A 16,282-nucleotide genomic window follows, 5' to 3' on the forward strand; every position below is an offset into this window, starting at 1 on the left:
GGGCCCTATGGCTATTCGCCACGCACCATTCGCGCCCTCTACTGCCGCCGGCGCTCGTTCGAAGACGTGGGCTTCGGCGGCTCGGCCGGTGGCGGCGCGGCCTGCGTGCTGTTGCTGGCGCCGAACAGCACGCGCGTGGGGTTGCGGTCGAAATTGTTCACGGCGCGACTGATGTCGCCGAGTGTGCGGCGGCCGTCGGCCATCAGCGCACCGGAGCGCTTGTCGAAGTCATCGGCGAGCTCGCGGATCGACTTCACCGCCTGGAATAGCTCGCCGCCGTCCTTGCCGCCGGCGAGCGTATTGAGGCCCAGCATGAGGTTGTCGGCCTTGAGCATCACGCCGTCGACCTTGGCCATCACGGCGTCGACCCTCTCGGAGTTGCGCGCCAGCGAGTTGGTGAAAGTCTCGAGGTTCTTCAGCGACTTCTTCACCGATTCCTGATTGTCGGCGACAAGCTTGTTGATGTTCTGGAGCGTGCCGCGGATCGCCTCGGTGACATCCTGGAGCTTGTTCGGGTCGGCCGTCAGCGTCGGGATGCCGTCTTCGTCGAGCGGCGGCGCGGGCGCGGCCTCCTCGCCGCCCTTGAGCGAGATCGCGGCGACGCCGGTCAGACCCTGGAATTCCAGGCCGACTAGGGTGTCCTTGCGGATCGGGGCATTGTTCTCGACCATGGCGAGTGCGACAACCCGCCGCGGGTTGTCCAGCTTCACCGAAACAACTTCACCTACCCTGATACCGTTGAAGTTGACGCTACCGCCATTGCGCAGGCCGGCCGCCGGTCCCTCGAACACGACACGCAGGGGACTGCGCTGCTTGGTGGTGTGCAGCGACTGAAACCACAGCACGAAGCCGATCGCAGCGGCGATCACCGCCAGCGTGAACGACCCGATCAGTACGTAATTCGCCCGCGTTTCCATCAGGTGCTCCGGCTACTCAACCCATGACCGCGCGGGCGCGCTTGCCATGAAAATACTGCCTCAGCCAGGGATGCTGCGAGGCCTGCATGTCGGCCATCGACCCTGCCGCAATGATCTTACCGTTCCCTAAAACGGCGATGCGGTCACAGGCTGTGTAGAGGCTGTCGAGGTCGTGGGTTACCATGAAAACAGTCAGGCCCAAAGTACGCTGCAGAGTCCTGACCAGCTCGTCGAAATCGCCGGCGCCGATCGGATCGAGGCCAGAGGTCGGCTCATCCAGGAAGACAAGGTCCGGATCGAGCGACAGCGCCCGAGCCAGCGCCACGCGCTTGATCATGCCGCCGGAGAGCTCCGACGGGAAGCGCTCGGCGACCTCGGGCTTGAGGCCGACCATGGTGAGCTTGGCGATGGTGATCTCGTCCATCAGCCGCTGCGACACCCGCAGATATTCGCGCATCGGAAATTGGATGTTCTGCCGTACGGTCAGCGAGGAGAACAGCGCGCCCTGCTGAAACAGCACGCCCCAGCGCCGTTCGACGCCGCGGCGCTCTGCGCCGCCGGACGCATCGAGATCGACGCCGAACACCTCGATGCGGCCGGCGACCTTCGGCACGAGGCCGATGATGGTGCGCGTCAGCACCGATTTGCCCGCGCCCGACGGGCCGACGAAGCCGAGGATCTCGCCGCGCTTGACGTCGAGATTGAGGCCGTCGAGCACGCGCGTCGCGCCGAACTGCACGGTGATGTCGCGGACGCGGATGATGGGATTTTGAATCGCGGTTTGGATTTCTTGCGCCATCATCACATTCCGATCGATGCGAAGAAGATGGCGAACACGCCGTCCATGACGATGACGAAGAAAATGCCCTTCACCACCGACGACGTCGTGTGCTGCCCGAGCGATTCCGCGCTGCCCTGCACAGCTAACCCTTCGACACAGGCGACGATGCCGATCACGGCGGCCATCACCGGCGCCTTCACGATGCCGACGATGAAATGGTCGATCGAGATGGCGTCGCGCAGGCGTAAGAGGAAGGCCTCGGGATCGACGCCACCATAGAGCCACGCCACCAGCCCGCCGCCATAGAGCGCCGCCATGGCGCCGAGAAAGGCGAGGATCGGCAGCGCCAGCACCAGCGCCAGCATGCGCGGCAGCACCAAGACCTCGATCGGATCAAAACCCATGGTCCGCAGCGCGTCGATCTCTTCGCGCATCTTCATCGAGCCGAGCTCGGCGGTGTAGGCACTGCCGGAACGGCCCGCGACCATGATCGCGACCAGCAAGACGCCGATCTCGCGCAGCACCAGCACGCCCAGCATGTCGACGACGAAGATATCGGCGCCGAACCTGCGGAAATGGAAGATGCCCTGCTGTGCGATGATGCAGCCGATCAGGAAGGTGATCAGCACGATGATCGGCACCGCGCGCCAGCAGACCTGCTCGAGATGATGCACGGTCGAGGTCAGGCGGAGCGATCGCGGGCGGATCAGCACGCGGCCGCTCGCCGCAAGCACCGCGCCGAGCATGTCGACGAGGCCCGCCACCGTGCCGGCAACACCAGCCACGGCCCGGCCGATCTGCTCCAGCATGCCGGTGATCGTGACCGCGCCGGTCTCGACGACCGGCGTCGCCTTCACCCGCCGCACTTCGTCGACCAGGCTCGAATAGTCCGCCGACAGACCTGCGATCTGCGCCTCGACGGGACCTTGCGTGAGGCTGCGGCGCAGCCGCTCGATCAGCCAGGCACCAAAGGTGTCGAGTTTCGCGACTTCGGAGACGTCGATGAAAATGCTCTGCGGGCTGCCGGCGAGTTTCTCGGCCTCAGCCACCATCCGCTCCAGGACCGGCGCGAAGCTCGCGGTCCAGGTTCCGGTGGCGCAGAGTGCCAGCGCATTGCCTTTGGCAATCCGCTCCAGCTTCGGATCGCCGCTCAAGATGTCCGCTCCCGTGCCGAGGCATCCGAGGCGGAAGAATAGAGATGGTTGCGCACGCGCCCCTACCTAGAGAAGGTACCCCCAACTAGCCACTGTTAGTTGCATCAGGTAACCAGCCGGTTCAGAAATTGCCAGAGTTCCAAATGACTTCCAGCAAACTTTCGATGTTGGCGCGCATCGAGCGCTTCCCGATCGCCGGGACCTTCACGATCAGTCGAGGTGCCAAGACAGAGGCCGTCACCGTTGTGGCGGAAATTAGCCGGGATGGGCTGACCGGCCGTGGCGAATGCGTTCCTTATCCGCGCTATGGCGAAACGCCCGAGGGAACGCTTGGGGCCCTCCAGGCCATGCAGGACGCCATTGCCGGGGGCCTCACCCGGAAGGCCCTGCAAACGGCTATGCCGCCGGGCGCGGCCCGCAACGCGCTGGACTGCGCCCTGATCGACCTGGAAGCCAAGACAGCGGACGTTCGAGCCTGGAACCTGCTGGGCCGCCCGGTGCCGAGCGAGTGCACCACGGCCTACACGATCTCGCTGGGCAGCCCGGAGGCGATGGCGGCGGCCACCGCCAAGGCGGCGCACCGGCCGCTGCTCAAGATCAAGCTCGGCGGCGATGGCGACGAAGCCAGGATCGCAGCGGTGCGCAAGGCCGCCCCCGAATCGGAACTGATCATCGATGCCAACGAGGCCTGGACCGAGGCCAATCTGGAACGCAACCTCGCCGCCTGCGCCGCGGTCGGCGTCACGCTGGTAGAGCAGCCGCTGCCGGCCAGGCAGGACGGCGCGCTGGCACGGATCAAGCGCCCGCTCGCGGTCTGCGCCGATGAGAGCGTGCATGACCGCTCTTCGCTCGCGCCTTTGCGCGAGCGCTATGACGCCGTGAACATCAAGCTCGACAAGACCGGCGGCCTCACCGAGGCGCTCGCCATGGCCGATGCGGCACAGGCGCTCGGCTTCAAGATCATGGTCGGCTGCATGGTCGCCACCTCGCTGTCGATGGCGCCCGCGATGCTGGTCACGCCGCAGGCGCGCTTCGTCGATCTCGACGGACCGCTCCTGCTGGCGCGCGATCGCGATCACGCCCTGCGCTATGACGGCAGCCTGGTCTATCCGCCGGACTCCTCGCTCTGGGGCTGAGCGCTGAGACGGTGCCGCGTCGACCAGATCACGAGCGCACCAACGCCGGCCATCGCAGCCATCACGTAATACAGGCCCTCGCCGATGCGCGTGTAGATCGCGCCCGAGACGATCGAGGTCGCCGCACCCAACAGCCCGATGCACGCAGCGTAGTAGCCCTGCCCGCGTGCGATCTGATGCGATGGCACGCGCTGCACCAGGAGACTCATGGTGCCGAGGATGGTCATGCCGAAGGTAAGACCGTGGCCAAGCTGCACGATCGCGAGCAGTGCAAGCGGCGGCTCGTTCGCGGTGACGATCCAGCGCGCGACGGCGCCCGCACCGCCGATCGCCATGAGTGACGAGGCGTGCAGCGAGAAGCGCGGCGACAGCGCGAAGACGAGAATCTCGGCGATCACGCCGAGCGTCCACAGGCCCGCGATGGTCAGCCCGCCGAGGCCGTGGGCCCGCCAGTTGATCGCCGAAAATGTATAGTAGGCGACATGGCTGTCCTGGATCAGCGCAGCCGAGACGATGATGGCCCAGAAGGCGGGATCGCGCAGCAGTGCCGTTCCGCCGCGCTGCTCCGCGCCCTTTCGCCGCACATCGTCGAGCGGCTGAAGCAGGAGGCTTGCGAGCGCGGCGACGACGGCAAGCGCGACGATGACCCAGATCAGGTCGCGCGCGGCGATCGTGTCGACCAGAAAGCCGCAAGCGAGAGAACCGGCGGCGAAGGCCGCCGAGCCCCACAGCCGCACCGGCCCATAGTCGAGCTTGTAGTGAGCGACGCCACGCAATGCATAAGCATCAGTCAGCGGGATCGTCGGCGTCCAGAGCACGCAGGTCACAGCGTAGACCAGGAACAGCGCCAGCGGCTGTTGCTGCAGGCCGAGCACGGCAAAGCCCGCGGCGGTCGCGAACACCGACACCATCATGCCGGCGCGAATGGCGCGGCGCTTTTCGGCCAAAGCGGTTGCGTAAGGCAGCGTGGTAAAACGCGTCATCGCCGGCAGCGCCATGATGACGCCGATCCAGGCCGCATCGATGCCGATCGCTTTCAGCCAGACCGAGAAGAACGGCAGATGAGCGCCCGACACCGCGAACACCGCCGAATAGAACAGCGCCAGGCGTACGGCGAATCGCTGCTTCAGAGGTGCAGCAACGGGGATTTGTGATTCGGGTGCCATCAAACCAATTGCGATTCGGTCGATATCGTGGTGATCGTTACTGTAACGCGCACTGATTTGCGCGACGAGATTGCCATGGCCACTGAAGCATTTGCCCTCTCGCCCATGTCTGCCCGCGCGGCCGAGCCGAACGAGCAGGACTACGACGCGATCCGCGAAGCCTTCATGGAGACTGCGCGCGGCCGCTGGTTCCTCGGCGAATACGCCAAGCGCAACCGCAATGCCGACACCCGCATGGTGCTCGATGCGGTCGCGAAAATCGAAGAAACGCTTGCGGCGCAGCGGCAACCTGTCATCGAGGATCGCTTGCCCGAGGCGCTGGTGGCGATCCGCCGCGCGGTCGAGGACACCGAAGGCGCAGCCGCCGCGGCGTTCGATCCGGCGGCGATCGAGGCGGCCCTCGCGCCGATCCAGCGCGGCGTCCGCATCATCAAGGAGATCTCCTGGCGCTGGCGCGAGATCGGCGCCGACGGGCGAATCTGCGACCTGATTGATTCGCAGCTCGCCTCGATCGAGAGCGCCTGCACGCAGGTTTCGACCATCGACCCGCGCACCGAACTCAAGGCCGCCTTTGATCTGCTTAAGGACCGGATCGAGCAGACCGGCGCTGACGGCAGCGCAGCGCCGCAGACAGCCGCACGTCCTTCGTCGGCTCCGGTGCAGGAAGCGCCGGCTGTGGCGGAAGCAGCGGCTGTCGAGGCTGCACCTGCCGCAACGGCCAGTGAAGCGCCCACGGCCTTTACGGAGGCGCCGCAGGGCGTTGCAGCGCCGGCCGAGCCTGAGGCGGCCCTTGAAGAGATCGGCGCCACCGAGGCGAACTCCGGCGCTGACGAAGCGATGGACGTCGCTGTTGAGCCGGAGATCGTTGCCGAAAGCCAGGTCGCGGCTGAAGAGCGCCTCGTTGAACCTGCTGCGATCGCGGAGAAGACGGAGCTTCCGTTCGATGCCGCCGCGGAGGCCGAGGACGAAGCCGTGCTCGAGCGGATCGCATTCGAGATGGCCGCGCCCGATCCGGATTTCAACGAGATCATCGAGCCGATGGAGATGCCCGCGGACATCCGCGAGCCGATGGCCGCTGACGTCGCCGAGCCGATCGCAGCCGAGCCGGCCGTCGCACCGATCGAGGAAGAGCCTGCCGTCGCGCCGATTGCAGCACAGGCGTCGGCTGTCGAAGCGCCGATTGCGGCTGAATCGCTCGCGCGCCTCACCGACGCGATCGCCGAGGCTGCGGCCGAGGTGATGGAGCATCCGGCCCCGGCCGTGGCAGTCACGGCGACATTCCCCATGGCGCCGACCGCGACGCTGCCCATGCCGTCCCCCCTGCCCGAGCCTTCGCTCGGCGCAACCATCCTCGCCAGCGGCATCCTGCAAAAGCCCCGCGCTCCCGCGAACGATCCCCTCGCTCCGATCCGCCGCATGACCCAGGCGGAGAAGATCGCGTTCTTCTCCTAAGACGAGCGGTCACTCCATCATGGCCGGGCTTGTCCCTGCCATCCACGCATCACCGCACGTGAGGGTAGATGTGGATGTCCGGGACCCGGCTCCGCCGAGGCTTCGCCGGGCTACCGGTGTTGGGCCGGCGTAGCTTCAGCGAAGACGGCAAGCCCCGGGCATGACGACCGAAGTTCTGGCGTGCACCTGTCTCTACATCGTCATTGCGAGCGAAGCGAAGCAATCCAGGCTGCTGCCGCGGAGGGATTCTGGATTGCTTCGCTGCGCCGAGGCCGGGGCATTTGCGGTCGTAGATTTGGTGCGCTCAGTCACCCGCTTCTCGCACATGCGGTCGGTCAGGATGACGCTGCACTTGCGGCCCCGCTTGGCTGAGGGGGCGGCGGCAGGGCGGACGGCACCGTCAATTCGGGGAGTGAGGGAGGCCAGAGGGAAATCGATCATCGAGGAGCGGATCAACTGGATGAAGACGCCCGTCCGCAAGCCGGACGGCGAGATGCGGCCCCGGCTGCAGGCGTGGGAGAACACATCAATCTGCCGAAGCTCGATGCGGAACATGCCCGCACCCGCGTCCTTTCCGAGGACGAGATCAAGATATTCTGGCATGGCCTCGACGATGAGAATTTGATGCGGTCATGGGATCGCAGAACGCGGCTGGCGCTGAAGTTCGAGCTAGTGACCATGCTGCGGTCGAGCGAGTTGCTCGGCGCGCACCGCGACGAATTGTTTGACCTCGACGGCGAGCACCCGCGGTTTGATGTGCCGCTGACGCGGGTCAAGAAGCGGCGCGCGAGGAAGGCGCGAAGTTGATACCGGAGCCGACCGCCCCCGATCCGTACATCGAGGAAGCCTATCGCCTCTGGCCATCAAGCAGCGGGGCAGGCCGTGAACGTCCGGTCCGCTCTGAGCTGATTTCAACCCGGACGCCCGCGTCATAGGCGGTCGTGGTGTTGCTACTTTTGGATTACCACCCCGGCCATAGTGCGGGCTGACGTGACCTGTGGTTGTATGCGCTCGTCGCAAACGTAGGGGAGTATACAATGAGGAACTTACTTGCCGTCATTGCTATTGCTGCTCTGGGTATCTCACTTCCGTCAGAGGTAATGGCGCAATCGGCGCAACCTTCTAGCGGGGCGACAAAGACCCCTGCCACGATGCAGCAATCCGGCAAAGGTATAGCCGCGAAGAAAAGGCCGATGATGACTACCTGCACACCGCGTCAAAAGATGTCTGGGGCAGCTTGCTCGTAACAAGCCAGAGGCCGCCTCAGTTGGCGGCCTCTTTCGTGCTCGTTAGCCCCGGCGATATCACCTGTTGAGTGCCCTCATGAGTAACGAGCAGAACAGCCACCGTACCGCTATCGTACTTTTCGCGCTTGCTGTGACAATCGCAACAATCGCGGCACTCGTCACGACGTTTGAGCGGGTCGACACTAGGACCGCTAGCAACGAGACCCCGCCCGGTACGACAGGCCTCGCTAAGCCACACGCGCCACTGGACCGCGCACCAGGCCAGTCGGTGTTTGGCAAGTGAGGCCACGGGAAGCGGACTTCGACAATGCCGGACGACCTCATTGCGTCACATCGCGCACGCCTTTGTGTACCGATCCGCACAAAAAATTTAAGCGCGATTGATGGATGGCAAATATCTTCAAAGGTCGCGGTCGCGCGTACCCCGCGTTTTCCACGCGTCCCAGAGGACCCGGACGACCGTGCGGAGGGAGCAGCCATCCCTCCACGGTCCATCGCTGGCGCCGCATCGCGTCATCACCATCGAGCGCGGCGGCGGCAGGCGGCGCCACGCCGGGAGCGGACTGATCGAGGTCTTTTTGACGCGCCGATGGTGGCTTTCACATCTCCTGCGCATCCCAATGCCTGTTATAATTGGTGGCTTTCCGGGTTCATCCAAGGAATGCCCGCTAGCATGAAGACTTGATCCCCGGAGGAGCACCGCTGCCGAAATGGCCGCGGGCGGGCGCTTTGTTCACTGCGCAAGAATCCGGAGGGGAAACGCCATGAAACGTCGTCATTTTCTCAAAACGGCAGGCGCTGGCCTCGCCGCGTCGGCCGCTGTTGCTGCGCCAGCCATCGCGCAGTCGATGCCTGAAATGAAGTGGCGCTGCACCACAAGTTGGCCGAAGTCGCTGGATGTGCCATTCAGCGCATCAGAGACGATCTCGAAATATGTTGCGGAAGCCAGCGACAACAAGTTTCAGATTCAGCCCTTCGCAGGCGGCGAGATCGTTCCTGCATTGCAGGCGGTCGATGCAGTGAGCAATGCAACTGTCGAGATGTGTCACACAGCCGCCTATTACTTCATCGGCAAGGATCCGACCTTCGCACTTTATTGCTCCGTTCCGTTCGGTCTGAACTCGCGCCAGCAGAATGCATGGTTTCAGGATCACGGCGGTCAGGACATGCTGAACGAGTTCGGCAAGAAGTACGGCATATACGGCATTGCGGGCGGCAATACCGGGACTCAGATGGGCGGTTGGTTTCGCAAGGAGATCAACAGCCTCGAAGATCTCAACGGACTTAAAATGCGGATCGGCGGTTGGGCAGGCAAGACGCTGTCCAAGCTCGGTACGGTCCCGCAGCAGATCGCGGGTGGCGACATCTATCCGGCCTTGGAGAAAGGCACGATCGACGCGACCGAATGGGTCGGCCCCTACGACGATGAAAAGCTCGGCTTCTACAAGGTCGCCAAGTATTACTACTATCCCGGTTGGTGGGAAGGTGGCACGGCGCTGCATTTCTTCATCAATTTGGACAAGTGGAACGCTCTGCCGAAGGCTTACAAGGCGCTCCTCGCTGTCGCCTGCGGCTATGCCAATATGGACGTTCAAGCGCGCTACGATTCGCGCAATCCGCCAGCCCTCAAGCGCCTCGTCGCCAACGGGACACTGCTGCGTCCGTTCAGCCAGGCGGTGATGGAAGCGTGCTTAAAGGCTTCCAACGAGGTCAATGCGGAAACCTCCGCGTCCAACCCTGATTTCAAGAAGATCTACGATTCGCAAATGGACTTTCGAAACGACGAGAATCTCTGGTGGCAGGTCGCGGAGTACTCATATGAAACCTTCATGATCCGCACGCGCCCGAAGGGCTGAACGAAACTGCGACCTCGAACCGGCGCGTGGCCGCGGATGAAGTCGACGTCGTCGGAGAGCGGCAAGAGTTTCCGGGTGATCGAATTGATCGACGTGGCGTGGCTACCGCCGAGAAGGTCGGCGTGTCCGACGACCGCACGTGGTGGACCGGGATGGGCGAGACATACGACAAATCCGAATTTCGGTAAAGCGGAATATTTGCGTCGGGCCGACTTGACAGGCCTTGGAAGCGGCGCAGATGTTTTGCCCGTCGGGCAAACGGGAAGCTTGCGTTCGGTCGCTCGACATAGGTGACGTTTTTTAGGCCCGCGCAGGTGGGTCAAACTACGTTGTGGGAGGTATGGGTCGAAGACAGAAACGATGAGATCGCGTTGCGACCTTATGCGCGCCAGTTTGGCGGGCTGTGCTTGCGCTGCAACTGCGCTACAGTGTGGGCGCTCCCCCGGTCGTCAGCCAGCTCAGGAGTGCGCATGTCTACGGCAATCGCGACACTCGGCGGCGTAGGTCTTTTCCTGCTTGGCATGACCGTGATGACGGAGGGCCTGAAAGCGCTGGCCGGCTCCGCCCTGCGCGCGGTGCTCAGCAAAGCGGCGTCGACGCCGCTGCTTGGCTCGCTTTGGGGCGCCATCGTCACGCTGCTGGTGCAGTCTTCGAGCGCAACGACCATGACGACGATCGGTCTGGTCAGCGCCGGCCTGCTGACGTTCCAGCAGGGCTTGGGCCTCGTCTTCGGCGCGAACATCGGCACCACGGGCACGGGCTGGCTGGTGGCGCTAATTGGCGTCCGCGTTTCGCTCACGGCCGCGGCGCTGCCGATGATTTTCGTCGGTGCGCTGACCAAACTTCTGGGCAAGGGACGGATCTCCGGGGTGGGCGCCGCGCTCGCAGGCTTCGGACTCGTGCTGTTCGGCCTGACGACCCTGCAGCAGGGCATGGGTGGGCTCGCGGAACGATTGCACCCGGCCGACCTGCCTGCCGTTCTCGGTGGCCCCGGGACCCCATGGTGGTTAGGCTTGTTCGGCGTGCTGGCGTTGGTCGTGACCGGACTGGTCATGACCGCGCTGATGCAATCGTCGACGGCCGCCATCGCGGTGACCTTGTCCGGCTATTACGCCGGCGCGATCGGGCTGGACCAATCCTGTGCGTTGATCATCGGCCAAAATATCGGCACGGCGACGAGCTCTGCGCTCGCCGCGATCGGCGCGAGCACCACGGCCAAGCGGCTCGCCATTGCCTATGTGCTTTTCAAGCTGATCGCCGCGCTCATCGCGCTGGTTGCTTTTCCCGTCGTCACACCTCTGCTTCTGCGCGCCTCTGACACGACCGACGGCGTCATGCTGCTCGCCGGATACCACACTGCGTTCAATGTCGTCGGCGTGGCGGTGCTGCTGCCGCTGATCAACTGGTTCACAGGCCTCGTCGAGTGGATCCTGCCCGAGCGCGGCTCGCCGCTGACACGATGTCTCGACCCGTCCGCGCTCGCGACCCCGATCGTGGCGGTGCAGGCGGTGCGACAAACGATCGCGCGCGTGCTCGTGACGGTGTGCGGTTCGGTCGAGGCGCGACTGGCCGGCCGCGCTGGCCCCATACGCCTGGGAAAGACCGCCGTATCCGTCCAAGAGGCGGCCGACGCGCTGCGCCAGGCACAACTCTTCCTGTCGGACGTCACCGGCCCGCCTGACATCGACGACGAACAACGGTCTCTCACCAGCACGCTGCACGCACTCGACCGCGCGTCCCGACTGACGGACCTGGCGAATGGAGAAACCAATTTGGGTGCGATTGCAAACGGACCGGAGGACATCCGCGCTGCAGAGCTATGCGCAGAAGTGATGCGAAGCGCTGTCGCGATTGCGCGCGGTGTGGCGGCGCCGCCTCGCGTCGCTGGATTGCCGCCAGCGTCACATGCCGACGCCATGGCCGGCCCGCGCGCGAACCCGCCTGACGAGGCCATCGCCGAGCTCGAGCGTTGTACGACGGAACTCGACGAGGTGCTGCGCAGGCATCGCAGCGCGACGCTCGGCGCGGTGTCCGATGCCACCCTCACCGCCGACGTTGCCCTGCTTCGCGTCGAAACGGTTCGAACCCTCGAAGCCCTGTCGCAGCACGCCTGGCGCTCTGCGGTTCATCTTGTCGGTCGGGGCTAAATCACGCCCGCGGGGGTCAGGAAGCATCCGGCGCACGACAACGGGCACATCGAAAGATCAGGCAACCAGCTCGGCGAACAGGTCGGCGTCGACATTGCCGCCCGAGAGCACGATCACGACGTTCTTGCCGGCGACATCGAGACGCCCGGCGAGCAGTGCGGCGAGGCCGACGGCGCCGCCCGGCTCGACCACGAGTTTCAGCTCGCGATAGGCGAAGGCCACGGCCGCGCCGACTTCGGCATCCGACGCAGTGACGCCGCGCGCCAGCAGCTTGCTGTTGATCGCAAACGTCATCTCACCCGGCATCAAGGCCATCAGCGCGTCGCAGATGGTGCGGGCTGCAGGCGGATGCGGCTCGCGATGGCCGACGGCGAGCGATCGGGTGTGATCGTCGAACGCCTCGGGCTCGGCCACGACGACCTGGGCCTGCGGGTAGCGCGCCTTCACCGCGGTCGCGACGCCCGCGATCAGGCCGCCGCCGGAGGCCGGCGCGACAACGATGTCGGGCGCGATGCCGAGGCTCGCCATGTCCTCGGCGATCTCGCGGCCGGCGGTGCCCTGTCCTGCGATCACGAAGGGATCGTCATAGGGCTTGACCAGCGTGGCGCCGCGCTTCTCGGCGATGCCGCGCGAGATCGCCTCGCGATCGTCGCGGTCGCGATCGTACAGCACCACCTCGGCGCCATAAGACTTGGTGCGCTCACGCTTGGACAGCGGCGCATCCGACGGCATCACGATGGTCGCCTGCATATCGAGGATCTTTGCGGCGGCCGCCACGCCCTGGGCGTGGTTGCCGGATGAGAAGGCGACGACGCCGCCGGAGCGTTTGTCCTGCGGGATCGAAAAAACCTTGTTGAAGGCGCCGCGGAACTTGAAGGAGCCGGTGCGCTGGAGCATCTCCGGCTTCAGAAAGACCTTTGCGCCGACGCGCTCATTGAGCACGGGAAAGGACAACAGCGGGGTGCGGATGGCGAAGGGCGCGATCACGCGCGCTGCGGCGTCGATGTCGGCGGGGCCGACCGGGAGGGGCTGTTCCGTCATGGGGGATTTGTATCGCGGCTGGCGAGGCGCGGGCAAGACACCCGGGCGTGAGGAGTTTCGGCCGTCAGGCGACGAAGCGCGCCGGCTCCGCCTCGCCCCTGCCCGGCAACACCGCGCCGACCGCCCGGATGTTGTCGACGAAGGACCGCGCCGAGGCCTCCCAGGTGTGGTTGGCGGCGAATTCGACGCAGGCCTGCCGGGAAATGTCGAGCGCCGAAAGGCACGCGCCGCGCAGGTCGTGATCCAGCGCGCCGACCGGCGCATCGCCGATCACGTCGTGAGGCCCTTTCACCGGGAAGGCCGCGACCGGCAGCCCGCTCGCCAGCGCTTCCAAAAGGACCAGGCCGAACGTGTCGGTCTTGCTGGGAAACGCGAAGACGTCGGCCGCAGCATAGATTTCCGCCAGCGCCTCGCCGTGCTTCTCGCCCAGAAAAATCGCCTCCGGATAGGCCTCTTCGAGCGACGCGCGCGCCGGGCCGTCGCCGACGATCACCTTGGTGCCAGGCAGGTCGAGCGCGAGGAAGGCCTCGAGATTCTTCTCCACCGCCACGCGGCCGACCGAGAGGAACACCGGCGCCGGCAGGCAGAGATCGATCGCGCGCGGGTGGAACAACCCGGTGTCCACGCCGCGCGGCCACAGCACGACATTGTCGAAGCCGCGCTCGCCGAGCTCACGGGCCAGCGCCGGCGTCGCCGCCATCACGGCGCTGCTCGCGCCATGAAAGCGGCGCAGCGCCCGCCAGATCAGGGAGCCCGGAACCGGCACCCTGGCGCGCACATATTCGGGAAAGCGGGTGTGGAAGCTGGTCGTGAACGGCAGCTTGCGCTGGCGGCAATAGCGGCGGACCATCAGGCCGATCGGCCCTTCCGTCGCGATATGGATGCTGTCGGGCCGAGCCTCCTCGATCAGCCTCGCGATTCTGGCCGGGCGCGGCACGGCGAGCCGCACGTCGCGATAGCTCGGCATGGCAAAGGTGCGGAACGATTGCGGTGTGAGGAACGCGAACTCGACGCCGAGCGCTTTGGCCGCATCGGCCAGCTTGGTCAGCGTCCGAACGACACCGTTGACTTGCGGGTGCCAAGCGTCGGTCGCGACCAGGATGCGCATCAGGCAGCTCTTGCGGCGACTTGGGGGACCTGCGCCGGCTTGTGCAACTGATCCGCCCAGGTGATAATCTCGAAATGGCCGTCGTCATGTTCGACGAGCGCCGTGCAGCTCTCGACCCAGTCACCGCAGTTCATGTAGCGGATGCCGGCCTCGTCGCGGATCACGGCATAGTGGATGTGACCGCAGATCACGCCGTCGGCCTCGTGCCGTCGCGCTTCGGCCGCGAGCGCCTGCTCGAACGCGCCGATGTAATTGACGGCCTTCTTGACCTTCTGCTTCGCCCATTGCGACAGCGACCAGTAGGGCACGCCAAGCATGCGGCGGAAGAAGTTGACGAAGCGATTCATCTGGATCGCGAAGTCGTAGGCCTTGTCGCCGAGATGGGCGAGCCAGCGCGCGTTCTGCACCACGAGGTCGAAGATGTCGCCGTGAATGACGAGATAGCGCTTGCCGTCGGGGCCGGTGTGGACGGTGTTTTCGACGACGTCGATGCCGCCGAAATGCGTGCCGTAATACTTCCGCAGGAACTCGTCGTGATTGCCTGGGATGTAGATGACCTTGGCACCCTTGCGCGCCTTGCGCAGCAGTTTCTGGACGAGGTCGTTATGCGATTGCGGCCAGTGCCAGCTCGACTTCAGCGCCCAGCCGTCGACGATGTCGCCGACGAGGTAGATGGTATCGGCATCATGGTAGCGCAGGAAATCCAGCAGAAGGTCGGCTTGCGAGCCGCGGGCTCCGAGATGGACGTCGGAGATGAACAACGTGCGAAAGCGCCGCTCCGGGCTTTCGTCACTCACATCGTAACTTCCCATGCGCCAGCCTGTAACAATGTCCCGTGACAGGGGGATGACCGATTGAACCCGTGAGCCACCCTCAGATACGAATCAAACTTCGCCTCGCCCTGTCAGCCGGATACCAGCCGCATGCGACAATCAGGCGACATGGTGCCGCAGAGGTCTCCGCAAAATCCCGGGAACCCATAGGTTTATTGGCTTACGAAGGCGGACCGCAGGGCGTATCCCCGGCCGCAATCGCAGCCGGGATCAATAGAACCGGTGGAAATGATGGATCGGCCCATGGCCGTGGCCGACGCTGAAGCGGTCGGCGGCCGCGATCGCCGCGCTGATCCAGGTCTTGGCATTGCGCACGGCCTGCGCGAGATCGTCGCCTTTGGCAAGACCTGCCGCGATCGCCGAGGACAGCGAGCAGCCGGTGCCATGGGTATTTTTGGTGACAACGCGGGGTGCGGCGAGCGCGATCGTGTTTTCCGAATCGACGAGATAATCGATGCTCTCGGCGCCCTCGCCGTGCCCGCCCTTGATCAGCACCGCACGGCAACCGAGCGCCAGCAGGCGACGCCCCTGGCCCTCGATGTCGGTTTTGCTTGCCGCGACCGGCTCATCCAGGAGAGCGGCTGCCTCCGGCAGGTTGGGCGTGATCACCGATGCGAGCGGCATCAGCTTGGTGCGCAGGGCTTCGACGGCCTCGGTGGCGAGCAGGCGATCGCCGGAGGTTGCGACCATCACGGGATCAAGCACAACGTGCCGGGGCGCCCAGCGCGAGAGCGCGGCGCCGATCGCATCAATGCTCGCAGCCTGCGCCACCATGCCGATCTTCACCGCGCCGACGTCGAGATCGGAGAACACCGCGTCGATCTGCGCGGTGACGAAATCGGCCGGCACCGCATGGATGCCGGTGACGCCTTTGGTGTTCTGCGCAGTCAACGCCGTGATGGCGGAGGCGCCAAAGACACCAAGCGCGGCAAAGGTCTTCAGGTCCGCCTGAATGCCGGCGCCGCCGCTCGAATCGGAGCCGGCGATGGTCAGCGCAACGGGCGTCGTCATGCAGCGATTTTCCGCTTTTCGGAGGCCATGATTTGTCCTAGCGCGCATGCCGGGTAGCAAGCAAGCTTGCACCCGGGGGCACCAAGTTCGCTTGCGCCCGGGACAGCAAGTTCGCTTGCTAAATCGGCCCGGTTTTGGCCTATTAGCCGCCAGATCATGCCCTTCGGAGCAACCGCGATGGTTCCTTTTTTCGTCCAGATCAAATGCAAGCTTGGCCAGTCCTACACGGTCGCCAACGCGCTCGCCGAAGCCGAGATCGCCTCCGAGATCTACTCCACGGCCGGCGACTACGACCTCCTGGTGAAGTTCTACGTCGACAAGGACACTGACATCGGCCACTTCATCAACGAGAAGGTGCAGATCCTGCCGGGCATCCAGGACACCCACACCATCATCACCTTCAAGGCTTTCGGGAGCGGCTAGGGCTGGGGCG

Annotated in this window: 15 protein-coding genes; 6 read left to right on the plus strand and 9 right to left on the minus strand. The window is 65.0% G+C overall.

The window, feature by feature from the left end; translation table 11 throughout:
- Nucleotides 1-38: 38 nt before the first annotated feature.
- Genes MTR72_RS30850 through MTR72_RS30860 form a run of 3 tightly spaced genes read right to left on the minus strand, consistent with a single transcriptional unit; the run spans nt 39 to nt 2,852 of the window.
- Nucleotides 39-917 (minus strand): MlaD family protein, encoded by an 879-nt coding sequence (locus tag MTR72_RS30850; protein ID WP_341511699.1) that lies wholly within the window; start codon nt 915-917, stop codon nt 39-41.
- 16 nt (nt 918-933) lie between these two features.
- Nucleotides 934-1,716: an ABC transporter ATP-binding protein gene (locus tag MTR72_RS30855; RefSeq protein WP_341511700.1), complete on the minus strand. Its 783-nt coding sequence runs from the start codon at nt 1,714-1,716 to the stop codon at nt 934-936.
- Nucleotides 1,717-1,718: 2 nt separating this feature from the next.
- Nucleotides 1,719-2,852: an MlaE family ABC transporter permease gene (locus MTR72_RS30860; RefSeq protein ID WP_341511701.1), complete on the minus strand. Its 1,134-nt coding sequence runs from the start codon at nt 2,850-2,852 to the stop codon at nt 1,719-1,721.
- A gap of 143 nt (nt 2,853-2,995) precedes the next feature.
- Between MTR72_RS30860 and dgcA the strand changes: the two genes are divergently transcribed.
- Entirely contained in the window at nt 2,996-3,988 is a 993-nt protein-coding gene (gene dgcA, locus MTR72_RS30865) for an N-acetyl-D-Glu racemase DgcA (RefSeq protein ID WP_341511702.1), read from the plus strand.
- Here the strand turns inward: dgcA and MTR72_RS30870 are convergent.
- The gene (locus MTR72_RS30870) at nt 3,958-5,154 is read right to left on the minus strand and encodes an MFS transporter (protein ID WP_341511703.1); all 1,197 of its coding nucleotides are present in this window, start codon (nt 5,152-5,154) and stop codon (nt 3,958-3,960) included. The genes dgcA and MTR72_RS30870 overlap by 31 nt on opposite strands.
- Before the next feature lie 75 nt (nt 5,155-5,229).
- On the opposite strand from MTR72_RS30870, the gene MTR72_RS30875 reads away from it, so the two are divergent.
- A complete protein-coding gene (locus MTR72_RS30875; RefSeq protein WP_341511704.1) occupies nt 5,230-6,606 on the plus strand; it encodes a hypothetical protein in 1,377 nt (458 codons plus the stop codon).
- A 192-nt stretch (nt 6,607-6,798) separates the two neighbouring features.
- Here the strand turns inward: MTR72_RS30875 and MTR72_RS30880 are convergent, their stop codons facing one another.
- Nucleotides 6,799-7,161, minus strand: a complete 363-nt coding sequence (locus tag MTR72_RS30880; RefSeq protein WP_341511705.1) for a hypothetical protein — start codon at nt 7,159-7,161, stop codon at nt 6,799-6,801.
- 69 nt (nt 7,162-7,230) lie between these two features.
- On the opposite strand from MTR72_RS30880, the gene MTR72_RS30885 reads away from it, so the two are divergent.
- The 3 genes from MTR72_RS30885 to MTR72_RS30900 all read left to right on the plus strand — a co-directional run bounded on the left by MTR72_RS30885 (nt 7,231) and on the right by MTR72_RS30900 (nt 11,856).
- Nucleotides 7,231-7,413, plus strand: coding sequence for a hypothetical protein (locus MTR72_RS30885; RefSeq protein ID WP_341511706.1), 183 nt, complete (start codon nt 7,231-7,233; stop codon nt 7,411-7,413).
- A 1,204-nt stretch (nt 7,414-8,617) separates the two neighbouring features.
- Nucleotides 8,618-9,709 (plus strand): TRAP transporter substrate-binding protein, encoded by a 1,092-nt coding sequence (locus tag MTR72_RS30890; protein ID WP_341511754.1) that lies wholly within the window; start codon nt 8,618-8,620, stop codon nt 9,707-9,709.
- A 470-nt stretch (nt 9,710-10,179) separates the two neighbouring features.
- On the plus strand, nt 10,180-11,856 hold the full coding sequence (locus MTR72_RS30900; RefSeq protein ID WP_341511755.1) for a Na/Pi cotransporter family protein: 1,677 nt from the start codon (nt 10,180-10,182) through the stop codon (nt 11,854-11,856).
- A gap of 57 nt (nt 11,857-11,913) precedes the next feature.
- Here MTR72_RS30900 and MTR72_RS30905 read toward each other — a convergent pair whose 3' ends face one another.
- The 4 genes from MTR72_RS30905 to thiD form a co-directional block, all read right to left on the minus strand.
- Entirely contained in the window at nt 11,914-12,897 is a 984-nt protein-coding gene (locus MTR72_RS30905; RefSeq protein ID WP_280969867.1) for a threonine/serine dehydratase, read from the minus strand.
- Between the two features lie 64 nt (nt 12,898-12,961).
- On the minus strand, nt 12,962-14,005 hold the full coding sequence (locus MTR72_RS30910) for a glycosyltransferase family 4 protein (protein WP_341511707.1): 1,044 nt from the start codon (nt 14,003-14,005) through the stop codon (nt 12,962-12,964).
- Nucleotides 14,005-14,817, minus strand: coding sequence for a UDP-2,3-diacylglucosamine diphosphatase (locus tag MTR72_RS30915; RefSeq protein WP_280969865.1), 813 nt, complete (start codon nt 14,815-14,817; stop codon nt 14,005-14,007). Before MTR72_RS30915 ends, MTR72_RS30910 begins: the two co-directional genes overlap by 1 nt.
- Nucleotides 14,818-15,048: 231 nt before the next feature.
- Nucleotides 15,049-15,849, minus strand: coding sequence for a bifunctional hydroxymethylpyrimidine kinase/phosphomethylpyrimidine kinase (gene thiD, locus MTR72_RS30920; RefSeq protein WP_341511708.1), 801 nt, complete (start codon nt 15,847-15,849; stop codon nt 15,049-15,051).
- A gap of 177 nt (nt 15,850-16,026) precedes the next feature.
- Between thiD and MTR72_RS30925 the strand changes: the two genes are divergently transcribed.
- Nucleotides 16,027-16,272, plus strand: a complete 246-nt coding sequence (locus tag MTR72_RS30925; protein ID WP_280969863.1) for an Lrp/AsnC ligand binding domain-containing protein — start codon at nt 16,027-16,029, stop codon at nt 16,270-16,272.
- Nucleotides 16,273-16,282 lie beyond the last annotated feature (10 nt).

Origin of the sequence: Bradyrhizobium sp. ISRA442 (assembly GCF_038085055.1) — a bacterium.
In the GTDB taxonomy this organism is placed as follows: Bacteria; Pseudomonadota; Alphaproteobacteria; order Rhizobiales; family Xanthobacteraceae; genus Bradyrhizobium.

What these genes read in the sequence shown, in the direction of transcription:
- MTR72_RS30850 (WP_341511699.1), bottom strand. Translation starts at nt 917, where the DNA reads ATGGAAACGCGGGCGAATTACGTACTGATCGGGTCGTTCACGCTGGCG.
- MTR72_RS30855 (WP_341511700.1), bottom strand. Translation starts at nt 1,716, where the DNA reads ATGGCGCAAGAAATCCAAACCGCGATTCAAAATCCCATCATCCGCGTC.
- dgcA (WP_341511702.1), top strand. Translation starts at nt 2,996, where the DNA reads ATGACTTCCAGCAAACTTTCGATGTTGGCGCGCATCGAGCGCTTCCCG.
- MTR72_RS30870 (WP_341511703.1), bottom strand. Translation starts at nt 5,154, where the DNA reads ATGGCACCCGAATCACAAATCCCCGTTGCTGCACCTCTGAAGCAGCGA.
- MTR72_RS30875 (WP_341511704.1), top strand. Translation starts at nt 5,230, where the DNA reads ATGGCCACTGAAGCATTTGCCCTCTCGCCCATGTCTGCCCGCGCGGCC.
- MTR72_RS30880 (WP_341511705.1), bottom strand. Translation starts at nt 7,161, where the DNA reads ATGTTCCGCATCGAGCTTCGGCAGATTGATGTGTTCTCCCACGCCTGC.
- MTR72_RS30885 (WP_341511706.1), top strand. Translation starts at nt 7,231, where the DNA reads ATGCGGTCATGGGATCGCAGAACGCGGCTGGCGCTGAAGTTCGAGCTA.
- MTR72_RS30890 (WP_341511754.1), top strand. Translation starts at nt 8,618, where the DNA reads ATGAAACGTCGTCATTTTCTCAAAACGGCAGGCGCTGGCCTCGCCGCG.
- MTR72_RS30900 (WP_341511755.1), top strand. Translation starts at nt 10,180, where the DNA reads ATGTCTACGGCAATCGCGACACTCGGCGGCGTAGGTCTTTTCCTGCTT.
- MTR72_RS30905 (WP_280969867.1), bottom strand. Translation starts at nt 12,897, where the DNA reads ATGACGGAACAGCCCCTCCCGGTCGGCCCCGCCGACATCGACGCCGCA.
- MTR72_RS30910 (WP_341511707.1), bottom strand. Translation starts at nt 14,005, where the DNA reads ATGCGCATCCTGGTCGCGACCGACGCTTGGCACCCGCAAGTCAACGGT.
- MTR72_RS30915 (WP_280969865.1), bottom strand. Translation starts at nt 14,817, where the DNA reads ATGGGAAGTTACGATGTGAGTGACGAAAGCCCGGAGCGGCGCTTTCGC.
- thiD (WP_341511708.1), bottom strand. Translation starts at nt 15,849, where the DNA reads ATGACGACGCCCGTTGCGCTGACCATCGCCGGCTCCGATTCGAGCGGC.
- MTR72_RS30925 (WP_280969863.1), top strand. Translation starts at nt 16,027, where the DNA reads ATGGTTCCTTTTTTCGTCCAGATCAAATGCAAGCTTGGCCAGTCCTAC.